We start from the raw sequence: 21051 nt of genomic DNA on the forward strand, positions 1-21051 counted from the left end.
CCAGGTGGTGTGACCGTCAACACCCGCCGATTGAGCTGAAAGATATGATCAGTTGTGACCCACAACACTGGAATGAGGTCGACATTGTGATCAGCATCGATCGGCTCGACGCGTCGCTGCTCAAACTGCTCACCGACGATCCGCGCGCCGGGGTGATGGAGCTGGCCGCCCGCCTTGGCGTCGCCAGGAACACCATCGCCTCTCGGATGCGGCGCCTGGAGGAGACCGGAGTGGTCACCGGGTATCGCCCGGACGTCGACCTGCCCACCCTCGGGCTGCCGGTGCAGGCTTTCGTCGGTGCCGAGCTGGAACAGGGCCGCATCAAGGACGTCATCGAGGACCTGCGCGGGGTACCGGAGGTGCTGGAGGTGCACACCACGACGGGTCGGGAGGACCTGTTGATCCGCATCGCGGCGCCCTCGCACGAGGAGTTGCTGCACGTGCTCGAGAGCATCCTCGGTCTCGACGGCGTCGCGCACACCACCACCACGCTCGCGCTGACGACGCCGGTGAAATACCGGACGCAGCCGCTGGTCGATCACATCACCCGCGAGGCGGGCCACGGTCGGTCGGCGGCGTCGTACCGAGGCGACGGCTGACGGATACGACCAATCGGTGGATGACATGTACATGCCGGGTGCCCGTTGTTTGACTGGACCTGTCGGTCTCATATGAGGACGACAGGACACGGGAGGTGTCTCATGTCAGCTGAGCAGAACATCGAGATCACGAAGAAGGGGTACGCGGCCTTCTCAGCAGGGGATGCGGAGGAGGCAATGGCCGCCCTCGCCGACGACATCGAGTGGATAATTCCGGGGAACAGCGCGGTCAGTGGCAGTTACCACGGCAAGGCCGAGGTCGGCGGACTGTGGATGAAGATGGCCGAGAAGGCCCTGGCGACCTCGCCGCAACACTTTCTCGGCGATGACGAGAGGGTTGTGGTCCTCACCCATGTGACCGCGGGCGGGGAGGGCTGGGATTCCGCCGACGTCATGACCTTCCGGGACGGAAAGGTCGTCAAGATCCAGACTGCGGGCGACACGGCCAAGTTCGAGAAAGTGTTCGGTTCCCGCTAGCGGGCTCGGGTCGTGAGGTCACGCGCGTCAGGCGGCCAGCGGCGACCTATGGTCAGAGGATGACCCTCCCCGCCGCGCATCCCGATGTGGTGGAGACGACGCTGGTCAGCGCTCGACCCCTGGCGCTGGCCGGCACCCTCGCCCCGCTCGGCCGCGGCCCGTACGACCCCTGCCACCGGACCACCGCCGACGGCGCGCTCTGGCGGACGTCGCTGATGCCGACCGGCGCGGTGACCTATCGGCTTGTCCAGGCAGGCGCGACGTCGGTCTCCTGCCGCGCCTGGGGTCCGGGCGCGGCAGAGTTCGAGACCACGCTTGCCGGCCTGCTGGGGGAGTCGGACGATACCGCCGACTTCGCGCCCGAGCACCCCAAGGTGGCCGAGGCTCATCGGCGGTTCCCCGGGCTCCGGATCCCCCGAACCGGCCGGGTCTTCGAGGCCTTGGTGCCAGCGATCCTGGAACAGCGGGTGCACACCGTCGCGGCCCGCGCGTCCTGGAGGCGGCTGGTCACCCACCACGGCGCGCCCGCGCCGGGCCCCGCACCCGAGGGGATGCGGGTGCCACCCCCGGCCGAGGTCTGGCGCCGGATACCGTCCTGGGAGTTCCATCGGGCCGGAGTGGATCCGCGCCGCTCCCGCGCGATCGTCACGGCGGCGGCGGTGGCGAACCGGTTGGAGGAGACCGCCGCGATGTCGGCTCCGGACGCGGTGGCCCGCCTCCGGGTGGTTCCGGGGATCGGGGAGTGGACGGCGGCGGAGGTAGCCCAGCGGGCCCTCGGCGACGCCGACGCCCTCTCGGTGGGGGACTTCCATCTGTCCGCGATCGTCGGGTGGTCGCTGCTCGGCCGCCCGCTGGACGACGCGGGGATGGTCGAGTACCTCGAATCGGTGCGGCCGCACCGGCATCGGGTGGTCCGGCTGCTCCAGGTCAGCGGCCAGGCGGTCAAGCCCAAGTTCGGGCCGCGCACCCCGATCACCGATCATCGCGGGCGCTGAGTTCTCGGAGCGGCGAGATTCTCTCCCATGCGGCGGTTTCGTCTCGCCGAACCGGCCCGGCCGGGTGCACGATGGTGTTCGATTGACGACGGCGCGCTACCGACGCCACGGCAGTGGGAGGCAATCAATGGGTCAGGTCCAGGAACGCATCGAGCAGTTCGCGGAGGAGATCCGCGCCGAGGGTGTGGAGGGCGACCGGCTCATGCGGCTCACCGACACCTCCGCGAAGCGGCTGCGTGAATCGGGCGCGATCCGCATGCTGCAGCCGAAGCAGCACGGTGGGCTCGAGGTCCACCCGCGCGAGTTCGCCGAGACGGTCATGAGCATCGCCGCGATGGACGGCGCCGCCGGATGGGTCACCGGCATCGTCGGCGTCCACCCGTGGGAGCTGGCCTTCGCCGACCCGAAGGTGCAGGAAGAGATCTGGGGCGCGGATCAGGACACCTGGGTGGCGTCCCCGTACGCGCCGATGGGCGTGGCCAAGGCCGTCGACGGGGGCTACGTCCTCAACGGTCGTTGGTCGTTCTCCTCGGGCACCGATCACTGTCAGTGGGCATTCCTCGGCGCCCTGCTCGGCGACGAGAACGGCGCGCCGGTGATGCCGCCGGTCCCGCTGCACGTGATCCTGCCGCGGTCGGACTACCAGATCGTCGCCGACTCGTGGGATGTCATCGGACTCCGCGGCACCGGGTCCAAGGACCTGATCGTCAAGGACGCCTTCATCCCGAGCTACCGCACGATGCTGGCCTCGGAGGTGATGGACGGCACCGCGGTGAAGAAGGCGGGCCGCACCGAGACGCTGTACAACATGCCGTTCTCCTGCATGTTCCCGCTCGGCATCACCTCGGCGGTCGTCGGCATCGCCGAGGGCGCGCTGGCCTGCCACATCGCCGCGCAGAAGGATCGCGTCGCGATCACCGGCACCAGGATCAAGGAGGATCCGTACGTCCTCTACGCGATCGGCGAGGCCGCGGCCGAGATCGCCGCGTCCCGCGCCGCGTTGCTCGAGACCGTCGACCGGTTCTGGGACATGACCGAGGCGGGCAAGGAGGTCGACTTCGAGGCGCGTGCCATCGGGCGTCGCACCCAGACCGCGGCGGCCTGGCGCGCGGTGCGCGCGGTGGACGAGATCTTCGCGCGTTCGGGCGGAGGCGCCCTGCACTACAAGTTCCCGATGCAGCGCTTCTTCCGGGACGCGCACGCGGGCATCGCCCACGCGATCCACGTGCCGGGCTCGATCTTCCATTCGTCGGCGCTCACCCAGCTCGGTGGCGAGCCGCAGGGGATCCACCGCGCGATGATCTAGGCGGCTTCGCCGCCCGTGCGTGGTTGACGAGTCCCTGGACTCCTCAACCACGCACGGGCGCGCAGCGCCGTCACTCGACGATCAGGATGCTGTGCATCTCGGGGTGATAGGCGCAGTGGAAGGTGTACCCGCCTGCGGTGGTGGGCGCCGTGAAGGTGGCGGACTCGTTGCCGTCGACGTGGACGTCGAACAAGCCCTCGGTGTCGGAGGTGACCGAGTGCTCCGGCCCGGCACCGTTCCTCACCACGATCTCCTCGCCGGGACGCACGGCCGGTGGGGTCGTGTACGTCGAGTTCTCGATGGCGATCACCGGCGCCCCGGACTCGGGCGCGACGGCCGTGGTGTCCGGGTGATGCTCGGATCCGTCGTCCGAGGAACACGCGGCCGCGAGCCCGGCCGCGAGGGCGAGCGCGGCGAGACCCGCCCGCCGATGTGTTGCCCGCCTTGGGGTGAACGAGGGTGTGGATCGGGGCATGTCGAGCCTCCGTCGGTCGATCGCGTGACGACGCACTGAGCAACGTTGCTGGAGTGTGTCCAGCCTAGGCCCGACCCCCACGCCCGCGGTACCGCCGCGAGGCCCTGGCGACCGCCGGTTCGGCGAACGCGGGGGTAGAGCGGATTTCAGTTCTTGACGCCCGCGGCCAGGATCTCCCGCGCCTCCGCCCGCCCGTCGAGGAGCCGACTGGTGCGGACCGTGACCTTCCACTGCCCGTCGACGCGGGCGAACTCCCAACGGTTCGCGGTGATCCGCGCGACCCGGTAGGTCCCGGTTTCCGGCTCGTGCAGGACCAGCTGTGAGTGGCAGGTCGCGACCGCGGTGTCGCCGTCGATCTCGATGTGCGGCGGGCCGATCAGGTGGCCGCTGCCCGCCTGGATGTAGGACTGGTGAGGCTTGGACAGCACCATGGCCTCGATCTCGACATGCCCGCGCAGGGAACCGGTGTCCACGTCGTAGACGCCGTCCTCGGTCCACATCCCGGCGACGGCCGCGCTCTCGCCGCTGTCCACCGCGGGCCCGTACGCGCTGATGATGCGCATCAGGTCGAGCTGGTCCTCGAGGAGCTGAACCCGGGCGGCGAGGGCGATGAGCAGGGTTTCGGTGTCGGTCATGGGTCAATCCTTCCTCAGCATGGAGATCGGTTGCTACAGTTTCAGAATTGATTTCAGTTGTGGCGATCGGGCGGCCCCCGATCAGGGCCGGAGGAGGACCCCCATGACGGTCGTCACCGAATACGCGGTGCGCAACGACACCGGTGCGGCGCCGCTCTCGATGATCGAACGCATGACCCTGATCCTCGATGCGTTCGACGGTCGGTCGGCGCGGTTGACGTTGGCTGAGGTGGCCAGCCGGGCTCGGCTGCCTCGATCGACAGTGCATCGGATCCTCGAATCGCTGGTGAAGCTGAACTGGGTGGAGCATGCGTCGTTCGGGTACCGGTTGGGCCGCCGCGCGCTCGGGATCGGCGGCGGGGACGGCGGGCACGCAGGGGTCAGGGAGGCGGCGGCGCCGGTGCTGCACGAACTGCACCTGCAGACCCGGATGGTGGTGCACCTGTCGGTCCTGGACGGGCACGAGGCCGTGTACCTCGACAAGATCGGTGGCCCGCTCGCCTCGTCCGTTCCCTCCCGGGTGGGCGGACGGGTGCCGGCGCACTCCACCGCGGGCGGGAAGGCGATGCTCGCCTGGCTCGCCCCCGAAGGGGTCGACGCGCTGTTCGGAGGTGGGATGAACGGCTGCACCGACCAGGCCATCTCGGACCTCGGGGCCCTGCATCAGGAGCTCAACCGGATCCGGCAGCGCCGAGGGCTGGCGTTCGAACGTGGCGAGTCCGCGCGCGGGGTGGCCTGTGTCGGCGCCGGCATCCGCGGCCAGGATGGCCCCGTGGCCGGGCTCTCGCTGTGCGGGGATGCGCGCACGGCGCCGCTGGAGCGGGTCGCACCGCTGGTGGTCGAGGCCGCCCGAGAGATCACTCGGACGCTGTTTCCCGAGCTCGGTCGAGGCTGGAACTAGCGCGTCCGGTGTCGCTCGGGGCGGCATCGAATGTCCGGTGAGTGAACCCTTCATTAATGTTGCGAAGCACCCCCTCCTTGAGTTGAACACCCGTTCATGAACGGGTGTGATTACCCGGCCGAGCGGCATCGTCGCTGGCAGCAGGCTGCCGCCGCACGCGCACGCAGTCCTCCACTTCGATCAGTCGGGAACGAGCATGAGCCGGGTTTCACGTCATAGAGGGTTTCGATCCGTGGTGGCCGCGGGGGTTGTCGCGGTGGCGCTGCTGGGTGGACCGCTCTCGCAGCTCGCCGTCGCCTCGCCCGCGAGTGCCGCGGACGCGGTTCGCCAGGACGACCCGGTCTGCGTGGGATCCAAGCAGGCCACGATGAGCGCGGTCTTCGACGCGGTCCTGCAGGCCTCGAAGCCGATCCTGCCCCAGCCGTACCTCGACAACTACGAGGGCATCCGCGCGGAGGGGCAGGCGCGGCTGAAATCGGTCGGCATCAGCACCCTCGGCGTGTCGAACCCCGCATCCGTCTACTCGACCGACGACGAGGCGGGGATCCACAAGTACGGCGATCCGATCACCCAGTACATCGTCACGCAGCTCATGAACGTGAAGGCCGGGCGCGAAGGCGCGGTCATCCGCGCCGAGAACCTCACCCTCGGCCAGGCGATCGAGACGGCGTACGCGGTCATCTACACCACCGCCGTCATCCCGGCGAACATCGTCGCCGGCATGATCCCGTCGATGTTCGCGGTCGGGCCGGTCAGCGCCGGGACGCTGATCAGCCTCCCTCTGAAGCTGGGCACCAAGGGCTTCACCGCCATCTACGAAGCGGCCCGCGAGCAGCTCGAGACGAGCTGCGTGGTCTGGACGACGAAGGCCGTCGCCGACCGAGCGGGCGAACCGGACCCGGCACTCGACTACGGCTTCCAGGCCCCCGCCTTCGTCGAGGCCCTGGCGAGCGAGCTGGACATCGCAGGCCCCGACTGCCTGGCGGTTTCCGGCATGCCGCTGTCTCGGGTGCTGTCGCGGACCACGAGCCACCTGACCGCCGTCGAAGCCGATCCCGCCCGCCGCGCGCAGATCGAGGATCAGCGCTCGCGGCTGGAGTGGATCATGGCCAACGCGATGGTGCCTGCGAGCCTCATCCCCGCGCACCCGGACGACTTCTCGTCGATCGAGAAGTTCCTCTCCATGGGCCTCGGATTGGTCCCGAAGGTCGGTGGCGCGGCGACGGATGCCCTGATCGGGTTGGGCCACAATGTCTTTGCCGGGAAGGACTTCAGCAAGCTGGTGCCGCTCGGCACGCTCACGGTGGGGGATTCGCTGACCGCCGCCTACTTCTCGTACGCACTGACCAGCCAGGTGATGGAACTCGTCTTCGACGAATCCATGAACGCGATGTCCGCCGCCTGGACCGGTGCCTCGGGTGGTGTCGGCGCGCTCGTCAACCCCTTCGAGTGGATTCCCTCGCCGTTCCCCCTGATCAATGCGCCGAACGTCTACGGGCTGGTGACCTATCACCACGTCCTGAACTCGGTCTGCATCGCCTCCGAGGCCGACAAGTAGTCCCGAACGGCATGTGTTCCCCAATCGCGGAGATCGGACGATGATCGAGACCACGCTCATCCGCGCAGCAGAGGGATTGGTGGAGAACATGTCTGACATCCGTTCGCTCGGCTACCTCAAGGTGCAGACGCGGGACGTCGATCGCTGGCGCGAACTCGTGGTCGAGGGCCTCGGCATGGCCGTCGGGACCGGCCCCGACGAGGACGGGCTGTACCTGCGGATCGACGAGCGCCGGTCACGGCTGCAGGTGTTGCCGGGCGAGGTGGACAAGGTGCTCGCGGTCGGCTGGGAGGTGCGTGACCAGTTCGCGCTGCGAGCCGTGCGCGATGAGTTGGAGAACGCAGGCGTGGAGGTCCGCGAGCTGTCGCAGGGGGAGGCGGACCAGCGAGACGTGGAGCGCGCGATCACCTTCGCCGATCCGGCAGGCACCACCGTCGAGGTGTACTTCGGTCCGGTGCTCGACCACAGCCCGGTGGTCACCCCGCACGGCGGCCGGTTCGTGACCGGGCCCGCGGGCCTCGGCCACGTGGTGCTGCCGACGCCGCATTTCCAGGAGACCTACGACTTCTACACCGAGGTCCTCGGCTTCCTGCCCCGCGGTGCCATGCGACTCGGTGGGCCGGGCGCACCCGGCCCGGCCCTGCGGGTGCGGTTCCTGGGCATCAACCAGCGGCACCACAGCCTGGCGATCTGTCCGGCGCCGCCGTCGGAGGCACCCGGGATGGTGCACCTGATGATGGAGGTCGACACGCTCGACGCCGTGGGCCGGGCGCTGGACCGGGTCGGCAAGCTCGGGTTCTCGATCTCGTCCACCCTCGGTCGGCACACCAACGACAAGATGGTCTCCTTCTACGTTCGCGCGCCCGGCGGCTGGGACCTCGAGTTCGGCACCGAGGGCATGCTGGTGGACGAGAGTCACTACACCGCCGAGGAGATCACCGCGGACAGCTACTGGGGTCACGACTGGTCCGGCTCGGAGCCCCTCGCGGCGTTCACCCCCGAGTCGTAGTGTTCGGCGCCCGGGGGGCCGGGCGGGCGCATATCGTGGAATGCCGGGGGAACTCGCGGAGGAGTCCGGGATGACAATTCCATCGCCACAGGGCACGGCGCCCAGGTTCGACGGCCTGCTGGCCGCCTTCGTCAACTGCACGCTGAAACGGTCGCCGGAGGTCAGCAACACCCAGGGACTGATCGACCGCAGCGTCGGGCTGATGCGCGACGCGGGCGTCGCGGTCGACGAGATCCGCGCGGTCGATCACGACATCGCCACCGGCGTGTACCCCGACATGACCGAACACGGCTGGCCGACAGACGAGTGGCCGCAGCTGTACGGGCGGATCATCGCGGCGGACATCCTGGTGCTCGCCGGCCCGATCTGGCTGGGCGACAACAGTTCGGTGATGAAGAAGGTCATCGAGCGTCTGTACGGCTGTTCGTCGATCCTCAACGATCGGGGTCAGTACGCGTTCTACGGACGGGTCGGTGGCTGTCTGATCACCGGTAACGAGGACGGTGTCAAGCACTGCGCGATGAACATCCTCTACAGCCTCCAGCACCTGGGTTATGTGATCCCGCCGCAGGCCGACGCCGGCTGGATCGGTGAGGCGGGTCCCGGTCCGTCCTACCTGGACGAGGGGTCGGGCGGGCCGGAGAACGACTTCACCAACCGCAACACCACCTTCATGACCTACAACCTGATGCACGCGGCGGCGATGCTGAAGGAGGCAGGCGGGTTCCCCGCCTACGGGAACCAGCGGTCCGAGTGGGACGCCGGTTGCCGGCCCGACTTCGCGAACCCCGACTACCGCTGACGGCGTCCGCTGCGTCCGGGGTGTCGCTGGGATAGCCTCTCGCCATGGCGTCAGCGGCCTCGGTGGGGCGATCGGCCGCGTGGACCGCTATGGCCATCGCGGTGACCTTCGGCGCCACGGGCTGTATCGGAGCCGTGGACCGGGCCGACTTCGATGCGGCGATGCGAGCGCGCGGTGGGGGGATGACCACGGCCGTGGTCCGGGACGCGATGGCCGCCCTCGCGCTCGAGTACGGCGTCGCACAGTTGCAGGTCACGTCGGTGAACATCGGCCCGGTCGAGACGGTCGATGTGACTGTACGGAACCCTGCGCGTCCCGATCAGCTGGACAGTTACACCTTCGACGGCCGATATCTGAGTGAACCGACCCCGGTACCGGTCAGTGCCCACGACGATCTCGACGCGCAATCCTTCAGTCTCGGAGAGGTTCCCGCGCTCGGCCGTGTGGAGAGCCTGGTCGACGATGCCCTTGCGGACACCGCCTTCGACGACGGCCAGGTCACCGGCATCTCGGTCAACAGAACCGAGGCGATACGGCCGACGGTCATGGTCGAGTCGCCGCGGTCCCGGGCACTCGTCGTGTTCGATGCCGATGGCGCGGTCTCGGGGGTGCATCCGCTGTGACCGAACCCGTGGAGCTCGGCGTGAACGCCGAACCGAGGCGGCGACCGGTTGTCGCGCGTTGTTGTTCTGGGGAATGGTGATCGTCTTCGGCGCGGGCTTCCTCACGTTGATCTCCTCGGTGATCTGGCCGGGGCAGGCCCTCTACCTGGCCCCGTTGTTCTGCGAACAACCGACCGGTGAGGCCGTCGTCGTCTCGGACACCTACGCCTCGGGGGACGGCACCTCGACGGACTTCACGCTCTACTGCGTCGGCGATCGCGGTCAGACGATCGATGCGGGCTGGCTGCGGCCCTTCCTGTTGCTCTGGGGCTGCTATGCCGCCGCGCTCGCCACGGTGGTGGTTGTGGTGGCGGTCTTCTCGCGGAAAACGGCTACACCGGAGCAGCATTCGCTGTAGTCGGTCGGCCACGCGTCGGAACGGGAGCGGCGCCGGACTTGCGCGTGCGCCGCGGTCGAGGTATCTCTGGATACAGCGTCGCGTGTCGATGACGGACTGCGTCAGGCATGGAGGCGCCGGACCGCAAGGGGTTTCCTTGACCATCTCGTTCAACCACACCATCGTCGCCGCGAAAGACAAGCAGCTCTCGGCGTACTTCTTCACCACGCTGTTCGGCCTCCCGGATCCGGTTCCGGCCGGCTTCTTTCTCGCCGTCCAGCTCGACAACGGAGTCACCCTGGACTTCGCCGAACCCCCGCCCCACCTCGACGTGACCCCGCAGCACTATGCGTTCCTGGTCTCGGAGGACGACTTCGACAGCATCTACGGTCGAATCCTCGAGCGCAAAATGAAGCACTGGGCCGATCCCCGGCAATCGGCCACGGGCATCAACACCAACGACGGGGGTCGTGGGACCTACTTCCTCGACCCGGCCGGGCACTTTCTCGAGATCATCACCCGGCCATACGGTTCGGGTAGATAAGGTCCGCTGACACGGTGGTGGCCGCACCCCCGATCGCGGGGTGTGGCCACCACCGGCCACAGGATCGGGCTTCCTAACTGCTCGGTGTCGTCGAGCCACCGCTTCGGGTCGGCGGCAGGAACCTGCGCGCGACGTTCTCCTCGGTGGACGCGCCCGGCGACCACTGCGAGATCCAGGGGCCGGTGCCCTCGCTCGGGTCGAGCACCCCGGCCTCCAGCCAGGTGTACCGGCCGTCGAGGATGCCGTCGGCGAGCCGGTGGTCCACCTCGTCGGAGTTGTCCCACAGGGCCGCGAACAACCGATCGATCCGGATCCGGGACTGCTGACAGAACGCGTCGGCCAACTCGTAGGCGGCGTCGCCCTGGCCTGGGTCCTGCCCGCGCAGCATCTCGGCTCGCACGCAGCTCGCCGACATCGCGAACAGTTCGGCGCCGATGTCCACGACCCGGCCGAGGAACGCCTGGTGCTTCTCCATCCCGGCCTGCCAGCGGGCCATGCCGTAGAAGGTGGAGCGGGCCAGCTTGCGTGCGTTGCGCTCCACGAAGCGCAGATGCGTTGCGTTCCCGCCGAATTCGCCGTACGACGTCGGGAGCTGCCCCTTGCCGGAGACCAGGTGTGGCAGCCACTTGGCATAGAAGCCGCTGGCGCTGAGGGCCGCCTTGGCCTTGTGCTGTAGGTCCGCCTTGGGGTCGGCGAGATCCCCAGCCGCGGCCAGGTGGGCGTCGACGGCCTCGCGGGCCACCAGCAGCCGCATGATCTCGCTGGATCCCTCGAAGATCCGGTTGATGCGCAGGTCGCGGAGCTGCTGCTCGGCGGGCACCGCCCGCTCGCCCCGCGCGGCCAGCGACTCGGCGGTCTCGTAGCCGCGACCACCGCGGATCTGGATCAGGTCGTCGGCGATCACGCAGGCCATCTCGCTCGACCACAGCTTGGCGAGCGCGGCCTCGATCCGGATGTCGTTGCGGCCCTCGTCGGCCATCTGCCCGGACAGCTCGAGCACCGCCTCCAACGCGAAAGTGGTGGCGGCGATGAACGAGAGCTTGGCGGCGACCGCCCCGTGCTTGCCGACCTGCCTGCCCCACTGCACCCGCTCCTGGGACCACTGGCGCGCGATGAGCAGCGACCACTTGCCTGCGCCCGCGCACATCGCGGGGAGGGCGAGACGACCGGCGTTGAGTGTGGTCAGCGCGATCTTGAGGCCGTCACCCTCGCGCCCGATCAGATTCGCGGCCGGCACCCGCACCTGGTGCAGACGGGTGACGCCGTTCTCGATCCCGCGCAGGCCCATGAACGAGTTGCGGCGCTCGACGGTGATGCCGGGCGAATCCGCCTCGACCACGAAGGCCGTGATCCCGCCGCGGTGCTCACTGCCCGGTTCGCCGGGGCGCCCCTCGCTGCGGGGCACCCGCGCCATCACGACGAGCAGCTCGGCGACCACGCCGTTGGTGGTCCACAGCTTCACGCCGTCGAGTAGGTAGGCGGAGCCGTCCTCGGTCGGGGTCGCGGTGGAGGCCATCCTGGCCGGGTCCGATCCGACATCGGGCTCGGTCAGCAGGAACGCGGACACCGCGCCCTTCGCGCAGCGGGGCAGGAACTCCCGCTTCTGCTCCGGGGTGCCCGCGAGCTTGAGCGGCTCCGGCACGCCGATGGACTGATGCGCCGACAGGAGTGCGGCGATGCTCGGGTGCACCGTCGCGACGAGCATCAGGGCCCGGTTGTAGGCGACCTGCGACAGACCGAGCCCGCCGTACTCCTCGGAGACCTTGAGGCCGAAGCAGCCGAGCTCGGCGAACCCCTTGACGTAGTCGTCGGGTATCCGGGATTCGCGCTCGATCACAGCCCCGTTCAGGCTGGCGCAGTACCGCTCGAGTTCGGCGAGGAACCGGTCGGTCTTGGCCGCATCCGCGGGCGACGGCTGGGGGAAGGGGTGCACGAGGTCGAGCCGAAGCCGCCCGAGGAAGAGTTCCTTCGCGAACGAGGGCTTGTCCCACCCGCTCTCCCTGGCTTCCTCGGCGACCGCTCTCGCCTGTTCCTCGGTGACCTCGGCCGGTGCAACCATGATCCGCCTCCTGGAAGGACGTGCCAGTTGTTACTGGCGAGTATCCTCCGGCGACACCGGTTTGGGAACCCTGTGACCGGTCGAGAATCGCGCGTCCGGTCAGCCCCGCGTCTCGCGCAAAGCCAATGCGAGCAGGCGCGACTCGACGATCTCGCCCAGGCCGCGCGGGTTCTGGAGCGACATCCGCTCGGCCGCCTCGTGGTCGTCCGTCACCCCGCCGGGCAACGCGCGTAGCACCGTCCGCAGCCGTCCGGATCGGTCGGTGGTCCTGCCCTTGAGCCAGCCGAGGGCCCGTGCCAGGCGCTGCTCGACGGGGGTGAAGTCGCTGCCGAGCGGGTACTCCGGCAGGGTGCCGTCCCGGCGCAGGGGCGCCAGCGCGGATCGCAGTCGCGCGGGGGTGTTCCCCGCGGTGCCTGCGGGCAGGGCGAAGTCCCGCGGCAGTTTGCCGCCGCGGGTGGCCGCCTCGATCAGCGCTGCCTGGAACCGGGCGTCGGTGATCGCGGTCATCGCCGCGATGCAGTCCTCGTCGGTGCGGCCGCGCACGTCGGCAACCCCGTACTCGGTGACGTAGATGTCGCGCAGGTGCCGGGGGACGGTGGTGTGGCCGTAGTTCCAGAGCACGTTCGAGCTCGCCTTGTCGCCCGTCCCGCGGGTCGAGCGCAGCATCAGGACCGAGTGCGCCTGCGGCAGCGCGTGCGCCATCGCGACGAAGTTGTACTGGCCGCCGACGCCCGATACCAGCCGGCCGTCCTCCAGTGCGTCGGACACGGCGGCGCCGAGCGCGGTGGCCATCATGCAGGTGTTGAAGAACCGCGCGTGGCGGCGCTGCAGCCGTTCGAGCGTTTCGTTGCCGCCGTACAGCTCGTTGACCTCGCTGACGCGCTTCATGCCGATGCCGTCGCGGTCCAGGTCCGGGAGGTCGCGCAGCCAGTCGTAGAACTCCGGTGAGCCGAGATAGAAAGCGCCGTGCAGGAATTCACCGTCGCGTGCCACCATCGCATGGTCGTCCTCGGTGGCGGTGCCCGCGTTGATGCGGGACATCGCCTCGGCGTCGTCGACCACCCTGCGCTTGACGACGCCGACCTCGACCAGCCGCTTGAAGCCCTCGTTGATCATCTCGGTGCACCCGTACAGGCCGTCGATGAACGGTGCCAGCGCCGGGTCGTCCGCGTGGGGTGACCCGAGGGCGCGCAGCACCCGTCGGTAGGTGGCGTTGTCGGTGTGCCGCAACGCCAACGCGTGGCACAGCGCGTCGGCGAGGGCGCCGATGCCGATCTGCAGGGTGCCGCCGTCGAGCACAAGGGTGCTGGCGTGGAAGCCGATCGCGTAGTCGGCGTCGGTGACCGGTTCGCGGGGCAGGCCGAACAGCTTCGGGTGCGGGCCCGGCGGGGTCAGCACCGCGTCGAAGAAGTCGGGATCGACGGCCGCGGTGCCGCCGAGCCACGGCAGTTCGGGGTCCACCTCGGCGATCAGCATCGGCCGCGGCAGGCCGCGCGCCGCGATCTCGTCGAGGGTGTCGAAGGTCAGGTCGGTGTTGCAGGACAGCGAGAGTCGGGTTCCGCCCGGCTCTCGGGCGACCTTCTGCAGCACCGCATTCACGCCGCGATCGGCGAGTGCCCGCGCAACGTGCGTGTAGTTGAGGCTCGCGTAGCGCTGCTGAGCCTGGGGCAAGCCCAGCAGCGCGCCCGATTGCAGGTAGAACTCCTCGACCTCGATGTGCGCAGGCAGCGCGTTGCGCTTGAGTGCCCGCACGTATGCCAGCCGCGGGAAGTCGTCGCCGAAGTGCCGCTGCAGGAACGGTCCGAGGAAGCGCGCCTGCAGGCCCTCGCCTGCGGCGGGCGGGTCCAGCGACAGCGCGGTGTAGAGGTGGAGCGGCTGTGACGGGTCGGCTTCGACCCGTTGGTACAGCGCGTTCAGCAGGCGGTGCGGCTTGCCGAGCCCGAGCGGACCCGCCACGTGCAGTGGGCCGTCGGTGCGGGTCAGCAGCCATTCCGTGGCGTCATCGAGCGAATCGAACTGCACAGGCTCCCGGCGTGTCGGCATGGGACACACCCTAGGAGGCGCTCCGCGCCTGTTCGCGGTTGACGAGTCCCTGCCCTCGTCAACCGCGCACGGGCGGCGGAGCCGCCTATTTGTCCCACTGAGCGGAGCCGCCCGGACGGTGGTCCGCGTTTGATGTCAGGATCTATCCTGCGGGGACGGAATGCGGACAGAAGGCGGGGAGACATGCCCAGGCTTGCGGAGGCGCGCGACGCGGCCGAACCCAGTTCGGTCGAACAGCGGGCGCGGTACGGCCGCATCCTGGACGCGGCCGCCGTGTTGGCCTCCGGGAAGGAGCTCGAGCGCGTCCAGATGCACGAGGTCGCCAAGTCGGCGGGCGTGGCCATCGGCACCCTCTACCGCTACTTCCCATCGAAGACACACCTGTTCGTCGCGGTGATGGTCGACCAGATCGACCAGATGGGCGTCGGCCTGACCAAGCGGCCGAAGGGCACCGGCTCGCCCGCGGACGCGGTCTACGAGATCCTGCTCCGCGCGACCAGGGCGCTGCTGCGCAGGCCCATGCTGGCGACGGCGATGATCCAGTCCGCAGCCACCTCCAACGCGGCCACGATTCCCGACGTCGCCAAGATCGACCAGCATTTCGATGCGCAGCTGCTCGACGCCGCGGGCATCGCGAACCCCTCCGTCCGGGATACCACGGTGATCCGTTTGATCGTGTCACTGTGGTTCGGGCTGATCCAGTCCAGCCTCAACGGACGGGCGTCGATCCCCGAGATCGAATCCGACCTGCGGATCGCGTGCGACCTGCTGCTCGCGGACCTCACCGGCACCGTCCACTAGCGGACCACCCGCATGCCGCACATTCGTCCGTTCCGCCGCTCCGACCGCAGGCAGGTCACGGACGTGGTGAACGCCCACATCTCGGCCGTCGTGCCGGGATGGGCCGTCTCGACCGACACCCTGATCTCCCAGCTCGAGGCCGATCCCGGACAGTACGTGGCCGACCCCTGGGTGCGCACCCGCGAAACCCTGGTGGTGGTCGTCGACTCCCGGGTGGTCGGCGCGGCGCACCTGCGGTGTTATCGGAATTCTCCGGAAGTGGAGCCCGACCACCGCGGCTCGGGCGAGGTGGCCTGGATGGTCTGCTGGCCGAACCAGGCCGACGCCGCAGCGGAGCTGTTGGGCGCCGCGCTGCGCGTGTTCGAGTCATGGGGCGCAAGACGAATATTCGCCGATGGCGACCTTCCGACGCCTGCCACCTTCGGAATCCCGGACTGTTGGCCGCACCTCGAGGAGTTGCTGCTCGGCGCGGGGTTCCGGTCCGCCGAGGGCGCCGTCGAGTTGCTCCTCGCCGGCGGGATCGAGACCCTCCCGATAGCCGATGATTCTGCGTCCGAACAGATTCGGCGATCGGTGGGGGAACGCGGGGTTCGGTTCACGCTCGGTGACAGCGGGACGGAGCAGGGCCGCGTCGAGACGATCGATGACTGCACCAGGGGCGGAACACTGTTGCGGCTCGCCGGATGGGCAGAGCTGGCAGACCTGAAGCTGCCTCCGGATCCCGGGGCCAGGGGTGCGTTCATGGGGACCGTCGCGGACTGGCTCCGAACGGGCGGCGTCGCGAACCTCTTCATCGCTCTCGGGCGGGGGGACGTCGAGGAGATGGAATACCTCGAGGGCCTCGGGTGGCGGCGCCTGGCGACGGTCCGGCGCGGGTGGGAACGGACGACGCGGCCGTAGCCGGGCAGGCCGTTGCCAGGCCCGAGGAAATGGAATACATTCCAAAAAGTGGTCCTGCCACCCTCCGGGTGCCGGTAACCCTCCCTGATGTTCGTGAACTCGCAGTGCGTGTCCGTTGCGGGTGATACCACCAATGCGCAGCCGAACACCATCGGCGAGCGCATCCCGGGTCTCCCCGAGACCCCGAGCCCGGAAAGTAGCAACCGTTATGAATCGCACCTTCGTTGTCGGCGTCGGCATGACCAAGTTCGAGAAGATCGAGAGCCGCGACTGGGAGTACCCGGACATGGTGTCCGAGGCCGTCGGCGCCGCGCTCGAGGATGCGGGCATCTCGTACGAGCAGGTGCAGCGCGCCGCGGTCGGCTACGTGTTCCAGCCGTCGGCCGCGGGCCAGCGCGCGCTGTACGAGACGGGCCTGACCGGCATCCCGATCGTCAACGTCAACAACAACTGCGCCACCGGTTCTTCGGCGCTGATGATGGCCCGCGAGTGGGTGCAGGGCGGCATCGTCGACGTCGCGCTGGCGGTGGGCTTCGAGAAGATGACCAAGACCGCCCTCTCCGGCACCGGGGAGATGCCCAAGGTCTCCACGCTCGACGATCACCTGAAGGTCATGAAGGCGAAGCACGAGTGGGGTCGCGGCCCCATGACGGCGCAGCTGTTCGGCAACGCCGCGCTCGAGCACATGGAGCGCTACGGCACCACCGCCGAGCAGATCGCATCCGTCGCGGTGAAGAACCACAAGCACTCGGTGAACAACCCGTACGCGCAGTTCCGTGACGAGTACACGCTGCAGCAGGTGTTGGACGACAAGATGATCCACGCGCCGCTCACCCGCTCGCAGTGCTCGCCGACCTCGGACGGTGCGGGCGCCGCGATCGTCGTCAGCGAGCGCTTCGTCCGCGAGCACGGACTCGAGGACCAGGCGATCGAGATCGTCGCGCAGGCGCTCACCACGGACACCGCGGAGGCCTTCGCCGACCAGTCGATGATCGACGTGGTCGGTGCCCCGATGACGCGGGCGGCCGCCGCGCAGGTGTTCGCCGAATCCGGGCTCACGATCGAGGACGTGGACGTGATCGAGTTGCACGACTGCTTCGCGATCAACGAGATCATCACGTACGAGGGCCTCGGCCTGTGCGAGGCGGGCGAGGGCGGCAAGCTGGTCGAGTCCGGTGCCACCACCTACGGCGGTCAGTGGGTGGTCAACCCGTCCGGCGGCCTGATCTCGAAGGGCCACCCGCTTGGCGCGACAGGCCTTGCGCAGTGTGCCGAGCTGACCTGGCAACTGCGCGGCAAGGCGGACGCCCGTCAGGTCGACGGTGCCCGTGTGGGGCTGCAGCACAACCTCGGCCTCGGCGGCGCGTGCGTGGTCACGCTGTACCGGGCCGGGACCCTGGAGCTCAACTGATGGACCTCGGCAGCCACCCCACCTTCGAGAGTCATGACGACGGAACGGTTCTCACCTCCGCCCCGCAGGACGCTCCGGTGGACCGGGCCACCGCCGCGGCCCGCCGGGTCGTCGATGCGATGTTGCGCACCGACCGCGCGAACGCGAACCTCGACCGGGTGGCCGAGGAGCTGAACAGCATCGCCGATCACCTCGAGGAGCACGCTCCCGCCGTGGCGGAACGTCTGATCGACATGTGGAACGGCGAGGGCGTGACCCGGCACGACCCCGTCACCGGCCCGGAGAACGCCATCGCACCGCCGATCGTGCTCGAGGGTCTGAGCGATGGCTCGGTGCGGGGCGAGGTCACCCTGACCATGCCCTACCAGGGGCCGCCGGGGTGTGTGCACGGCGGCGTCTCGGCGCTGATCCTGGACCACGTGCTCGGCGTCGCGAACGCATGGGGCGGCCAGGCGGGCATGACCGCGCAGCTGAACGTGCGGTACCACCGCCCGACCCCGCTGTTCGAGCCGCTCACGGTCACCGGTAGGCAGATGTCCGTGGAGGGTCGCAAGATCAACACCGTCGGCAGCATCACCACCGCGGACGGCGAGGTGTGCGTCTCGGTGGAGGGACTGTTCATCGACGCCGCGGTGCCGCGCCCCCGGTAGGCGGCCACGCCGCCCGTGAGTCCTTCTAGCCCTCTGGCGGACCAGAAGGACTCACGGGCGCCGGAGGCGCCTGCAGCAGTTGCGCCAGGTGGATGCCCTCGCGGCCGGCCAGCTGATCGGCCTGGGTGCGGCAGGAGAAGCCGTCCGCCAACAGCACGGCGTCGGGTCCCGCCTCCCGGAGCGCGGGCAGGATCCCGTTCTCGGCCACCGCGGCCGAGACGTCGTAGTGGCCGCGCTCCATCCCGAAGTTCCCGGCCAGTCCGCAGCACCCGGCGATCTCCTGAATCTCGGCGCCCGCCCGCACCAGCAGCGCTCGATCGGGCGTGAAGCCCATCACCGCGTGCTGGTGGCAGTGCGGCTGCACGACGACCCGGACCCCATCGAGCCGAGGCGGCGACCACGGCTTGCCGTCGGTATCGGTTGCGGTGGTGAGGAATTCGGCCAGTGTGCGCGTGGACGCAGCGACGAGGGCAGATCGGGAATCGTCGGGGAGCAGCTCGGGCAGGTCCGATCGGAGCACAGCGGTGCATGACGGCTCGAGGCCGATGATGGTGCGGCCCGCCTCGAGGTGGGGCTGCAACTGATCCAGGGTCCCGAGCAATTGTCGTCGCGCGCCGTCCAATTGGCCGGTGCTGATCCACGTGAGTCCGCAACAGGTCGACCGTCGCGTGATCAGGACCCGATAGCCGGCGTCCTCGAGCAGGGCGACCGCCGCACGGCCAACCGCGGGGGAGAAGGTCTCGGTGAAGGTGTCGACCCACAGCAGCACCTCGCGGCCGGGCCCCGTGGGGGTGGGCCTGCGCCGCCACCATCGGCGGAAGGTCTGGTCGGCGAACCGGGGGACCCCGCGCCGCGGGTCGAGTCCGGCCATTCGCAGTCCCGTTCGGCGCAGCGCCCCGATTGTGCTTGCCGCGTTGATGATCGACGGCAGCCGTCCGCCGATTCGCGACCACCGCGGCAGCATCCCGAGCGCGTAGTGGGTCCGCGGACGCGGCCGCCGTCGATACCGCCGATACAGCACCTCGGACTTGTAGGCGGCCATGTCAACCCCGGCGGGGCAGTCCGAGCCGCACGCCTTGCAGGACAGGCACAGGTCGAGCGACTCCTCCAGTTCCGGCGAGCCGAAGCCGCCCGTCACCAGCGACCCGTTGATCGTCTCCTGGAGTACCCGGGCACGGCCGCGGGTGCTGTCCTTCTCGTCGCCGGTCGCGAGGTACGACGGGCACATGAAACCGCCCGCGCCCGAGGTGTCCGCACGGCATTTGCCGATGCCGACGCAGCGGTGCGCCGCCATGCTCAGGTCGCCGCGGTCCGCGGCCAGCGCCAGGCCGCCTGCGAAGGGGACCGGCGGCGCCTGCGCCACCCGCAGACCGGCGTCCACGGGCGCCGGGTCCACCAACACGCCCGGGTTCAGGACATTGCTCGGGTCGAAGACCGCCTTGAAACCGGCGAACACGGCCAGGGCAGACTCCGAGTACATCAGCGGGAGCAGTTCGGAGCGGGCGCGACCGTCGCCGTGCTCGCCGGACAGCGATCCGCCGTGGCTCGCGACCAGCGCGGCGGCGTCGACCAGGAAGGCCCGGAAGCGTTGCGGGGCATCGGCGATGGGCAGGTCGAGCCGCACGTGTACGCAGCCGTCGCCGAAATGCCCGTACAGCAGGCCGTCCACCCCGTGCCTGCCGGTCAGCTCCGCGAAATCGCGCAGGTAGGCGCCGAGGCGCTCCCGGGGGACAGCGGCGTCCTCCCAGCCGGGCCAGGCGGGCCGCCCGTCGACGGTGCGGCCGGCCAACCCAACGCCGTCCGCTCGGATCCGCCACAGCGCGGCCGATTCCGGGCCGGTCGGCACGACGCGGCTGTCCAGTGCGCCCGCGCCGCGACAGATCTCGGCGGCCCTGGCCAGCGCCTCGGCCGGCGTCGAGCCGTCGACCTCGACGAACAGCCAGCCGGCGCCGCGGGGCAGGTCCGGGACCGCGCCCGCACCCTTGTGTCTGCGAACCACGTCGACCAACCGGGCGTCGATGCCCTCGATCGCCAGCGGGCGGCCGGTCAGCACCATGGCGGCACCGTCCGCCGCGGCAGGCATGTCGGGGTAGCCGAGGACCGCGAGCGCGGTGGCGGCCGGGACCGGGACCAGCCCGACCGTCGCATCGAGGATCAGGCCGCAGGTGCCCTCGGAGCCGACGAGGGCACGGGCCACGTGGTGCCCGCGCTCGGGGAGCAGGTGCTCGAGCCCGTACCCCGAGCCCTGCCGTTCGAAGCGGCCCAGTTCGGTGCGGATCAGCGCGAGGTTCTCGGCCACGAGACGGTCGAGTCCGGGCGCGGCCGAGAGGTCGTCGGCCAGGCGCCGCTCGGCCCCGGTCCCGTCGAGGATCCGCAGGGAGTGGACGTTGTCGGCGGTGCGGCCCCAGGCGACGGCCCGGGGGCCGCAGGCGTTGTTGCCGATCATCCCACCGAGGGTGCAGCGGTCCTGCGTGGACGGGTCCGGGCCGAACCGCAACCCGTGCGCCGCGGCCGCCCGCTGGAGGGTGCTCAGCACCACGCCGGGCTGCACGACGGCCGTCCTGCGGTCCGGATCGAGCGCCACGATGCGGTCGAGGTGTCTGCTGAAGTCGAGGACCAATCCGGAACCGATCGCGTTGCCCGCCACGGAGGTTCCGGCCCCACGGGCGGTCACCGGAAGGTTGTGGGTGCGGCCGACCTCCAGGACCGCCGCCACGTCCTCGTCGGAGCGCGGGAACACCACCACATCGGGCACGACACGGTAGTTGGAGGCGTCGGTGCTGTATTCGGCCCGGCGTCGGGTGCTGTCGTCCACCTCCCCCGCGACGCGCACGCGCAGCGCGGCGATCGCCGAGGTCAGATCGTCGGTACCGCTGATCTGCGACAC

Annotated in this window: 20 protein-coding genes; 15 read left to right on the plus strand and 5 right to left on the minus strand. The window is 69.6% G+C overall.

Annotated elements, in window-relative coordinates; translation table 11 throughout:
* The first annotated feature begins 86 nt into the window (after positions 1-86).
* The 4 genes from FCG67_RS05140 (at position 87) to FCG67_RS05155 (ending at position 3377) form a co-directional block, all read left to right on the plus strand.
* A complete protein-coding gene (locus FCG67_RS05140) occupies positions 87-599 on the plus strand; it encodes an Lrp/AsnC family transcriptional regulator (RefSeq protein ID WP_077040068.1) in 513 nt (170 codons plus the stop codon).
* Positions 600-701: 102 nt separating this feature from the next.
* Positions 702-1076 (plus strand): nuclear transport factor 2 family protein, encoded by a 375-nt coding sequence (locus FCG67_RS05145; protein ID WP_136907716.1) that lies wholly within the window; start codon positions 702-704, stop codon positions 1074-1076.
* A gap of 59 nt (positions 1077-1135) precedes the next feature.
* The gene (locus FCG67_RS05150; RefSeq protein ID WP_136907718.1) at positions 1136-2071 is read left to right on the plus strand and encodes a DNA-3-methyladenine glycosylase family protein; all 936 of its coding nucleotides are present in this window, start codon (positions 1136-1138) and stop codon (positions 2069-2071) included.
* A gap of 127 nt (positions 2072-2198) precedes the next feature.
* Complete coding sequence (locus tag FCG67_RS05155) at positions 2199-3377, plus strand: acyl-CoA dehydrogenase family protein (RefSeq protein WP_097213473.1); 1179 nt, start codon at positions 2199-2201, stop codon at positions 3375-3377.
* Positions 3378-3447: 70 nt separating this feature from the next.
* Here FCG67_RS05155 and FCG67_RS05160 read toward each other — a convergent pair whose 3' ends face one another.
* Both FCG67_RS05160 and FCG67_RS05165 read right to left on the minus strand, forming a co-directional pair.
* A complete protein-coding gene (locus FCG67_RS05160; RefSeq protein WP_136907721.1) occupies positions 3448-3852 on the minus strand; it encodes a cupredoxin domain-containing protein in 405 nt (134 codons plus the stop codon).
* Positions 3853-3998: 146 nt separating this feature from the next.
* On the minus strand, positions 3999-4487 hold the full coding sequence (locus FCG67_RS05165; RefSeq protein WP_136907723.1) for a nuclear transport factor 2 family protein: 489 nt from the start codon (positions 4485-4487) through the stop codon (positions 3999-4001).
* A 103-nt stretch (positions 4488-4590) separates the two neighbouring features.
* On the opposite strand from FCG67_RS05165, the gene FCG67_RS05170 reads away from it, so the two are divergent.
* The 7 genes from FCG67_RS05170 (at position 4591) to FCG67_RS05200 (ending at position 10300) form a co-directional block, all read left to right on the plus strand.
* On the plus strand, positions 4591-5388 hold the full coding sequence (locus FCG67_RS05170; protein WP_136907725.1) for an IclR family transcriptional regulator: 798 nt from the start codon (positions 4591-4593) through the stop codon (positions 5386-5388).
* Between the two features lie 232 nt (positions 5389-5620).
* Positions 5621-6946 carry a hypothetical protein gene (locus FCG67_RS05175; RefSeq protein ID WP_136907727.1) on the plus strand — a complete coding sequence of 442 codons (1326 nt, stop codon included), beginning with the start codon at positions 5621-5623 and terminating at the stop codon, positions 6944-6946.
* A gap of 88 nt (positions 6947-7034) precedes the next feature.
* On the plus strand, positions 7035-7955 hold the full coding sequence (gene bphC / locus FCG67_RS05180; RefSeq protein WP_136908105.1) for a biphenyl-2,3-diol 1,2-dioxygenase: 921 nt from the start codon (positions 7035-7037) through the stop codon (positions 7953-7955).
* Positions 7956-8025: 70 nt separating this feature from the next.
* Entirely contained in the window at positions 8026-8757 is a 732-nt protein-coding gene (locus tag FCG67_RS05185) for a flavodoxin family protein (protein ID WP_136907729.1), read from the plus strand.
* A gap of 44 nt (positions 8758-8801) precedes the next feature.
* Positions 8802-9380, plus strand: a complete 579-nt coding sequence (locus FCG67_RS05190; protein WP_136907731.1) for a hypothetical protein — start codon at positions 8802-8804, stop codon at positions 9378-9380.
* A gap of 73 nt (positions 9381-9453) precedes the next feature.
* Entirely contained in the window at positions 9454-9777 is a 324-nt protein-coding gene (locus FCG67_RS05195; RefSeq protein WP_246044859.1) for a hypothetical protein, read from the plus strand.
* Positions 9778-9913: 136 nt separating this feature from the next.
* Complete coding sequence (locus FCG67_RS05200; protein ID WP_211243111.1) at positions 9914-10300, plus strand: VOC family protein; 387 nt, start codon at positions 9914-9916, stop codon at positions 10298-10300.
* 73 nt (positions 10301-10373) lie between these two features.
* Here FCG67_RS05200 and FCG67_RS05205 read toward each other — a convergent pair whose 3' ends face one another.
* Both FCG67_RS05205 and FCG67_RS05210 read right to left on the minus strand, forming a co-directional pair.
* The gene (locus FCG67_RS05205; RefSeq protein WP_136907735.1) at positions 10374-12359 is read right to left on the minus strand and encodes an acyl-CoA dehydrogenase family protein; all 1986 of its coding nucleotides are present in this window, start codon (positions 12357-12359) and stop codon (positions 10374-10376) included.
* Positions 12360-12458: 99 nt separating this feature from the next.
* Complete coding sequence (locus FCG67_RS05210; protein WP_136907737.1) at positions 12459-14402, minus strand: acetyl-CoA hydrolase/transferase C-terminal domain-containing protein; 1944 nt, start codon at positions 14400-14402, stop codon at positions 12459-12461.
* 183 nt (positions 14403-14585) lie between these two features.
* On the opposite strand from FCG67_RS05210, the gene FCG67_RS05215 reads away from it, so the two are divergent.
* From FCG67_RS05215 to FCG67_RS05230, 4 genes are all read left to right on the plus strand, one after another.
* Positions 14586-15203 (plus strand): TetR/AcrR family transcriptional regulator, encoded by a 618-nt coding sequence (locus FCG67_RS05215; protein WP_136907739.1) that lies wholly within the window; start codon positions 14586-14588, stop codon positions 15201-15203.
* 12 nt (positions 15204-15215) lie between these two features.
* Positions 15216-16103 carry an N-acetyltransferase gene (locus tag FCG67_RS05220; RefSeq protein WP_136907741.1) on the plus strand — a complete coding sequence of 296 codons (888 nt, stop codon included), beginning with the start codon at positions 15216-15218 and terminating at the stop codon, positions 16101-16103.
* A gap of 208 nt (positions 16104-16311) precedes the next feature.
* The gene (locus tag FCG67_RS05225; protein WP_136907743.1) at positions 16312-17514 is read left to right on the plus strand and encodes a lipid-transfer protein; all 1203 of its coding nucleotides are present in this window, start codon (positions 16312-16314) and stop codon (positions 17512-17514) included.
* Complete coding sequence (locus FCG67_RS05230) at positions 17514-18164, plus strand: PaaI family thioesterase (RefSeq protein WP_136907745.1); 651 nt, start codon at positions 17514-17516, stop codon at positions 18162-18164. The genes FCG67_RS05225 and FCG67_RS05230 overlap by 1 nt, the downstream gene beginning before the upstream one ends.
* 25 nt (positions 18165-18189) lie before the next feature.
* On the opposite strand, the gene FCG67_RS05235 is transcribed toward FCG67_RS05230, so the two are convergent.
* Positions 18190-21042, minus strand: a complete 2853-nt coding sequence (locus tag FCG67_RS05235; protein WP_246044898.1) for an FAD-binding and (Fe-S)-binding domain-containing protein — start codon at positions 21040-21042, stop codon at positions 18190-18192.
* Between the last annotated feature and the right edge of the window lie 9 nt (positions 21043-21051).

Source organism: Rhodococcus oryzae (assembly GCF_005049235.1).
Taxonomy (GTDB): domain Bacteria; phylum Actinomycetota; class Actinomycetes; order Mycobacteriales; family Mycobacteriaceae; genus Rhodococcus_G; species Rhodococcus_G oryzae.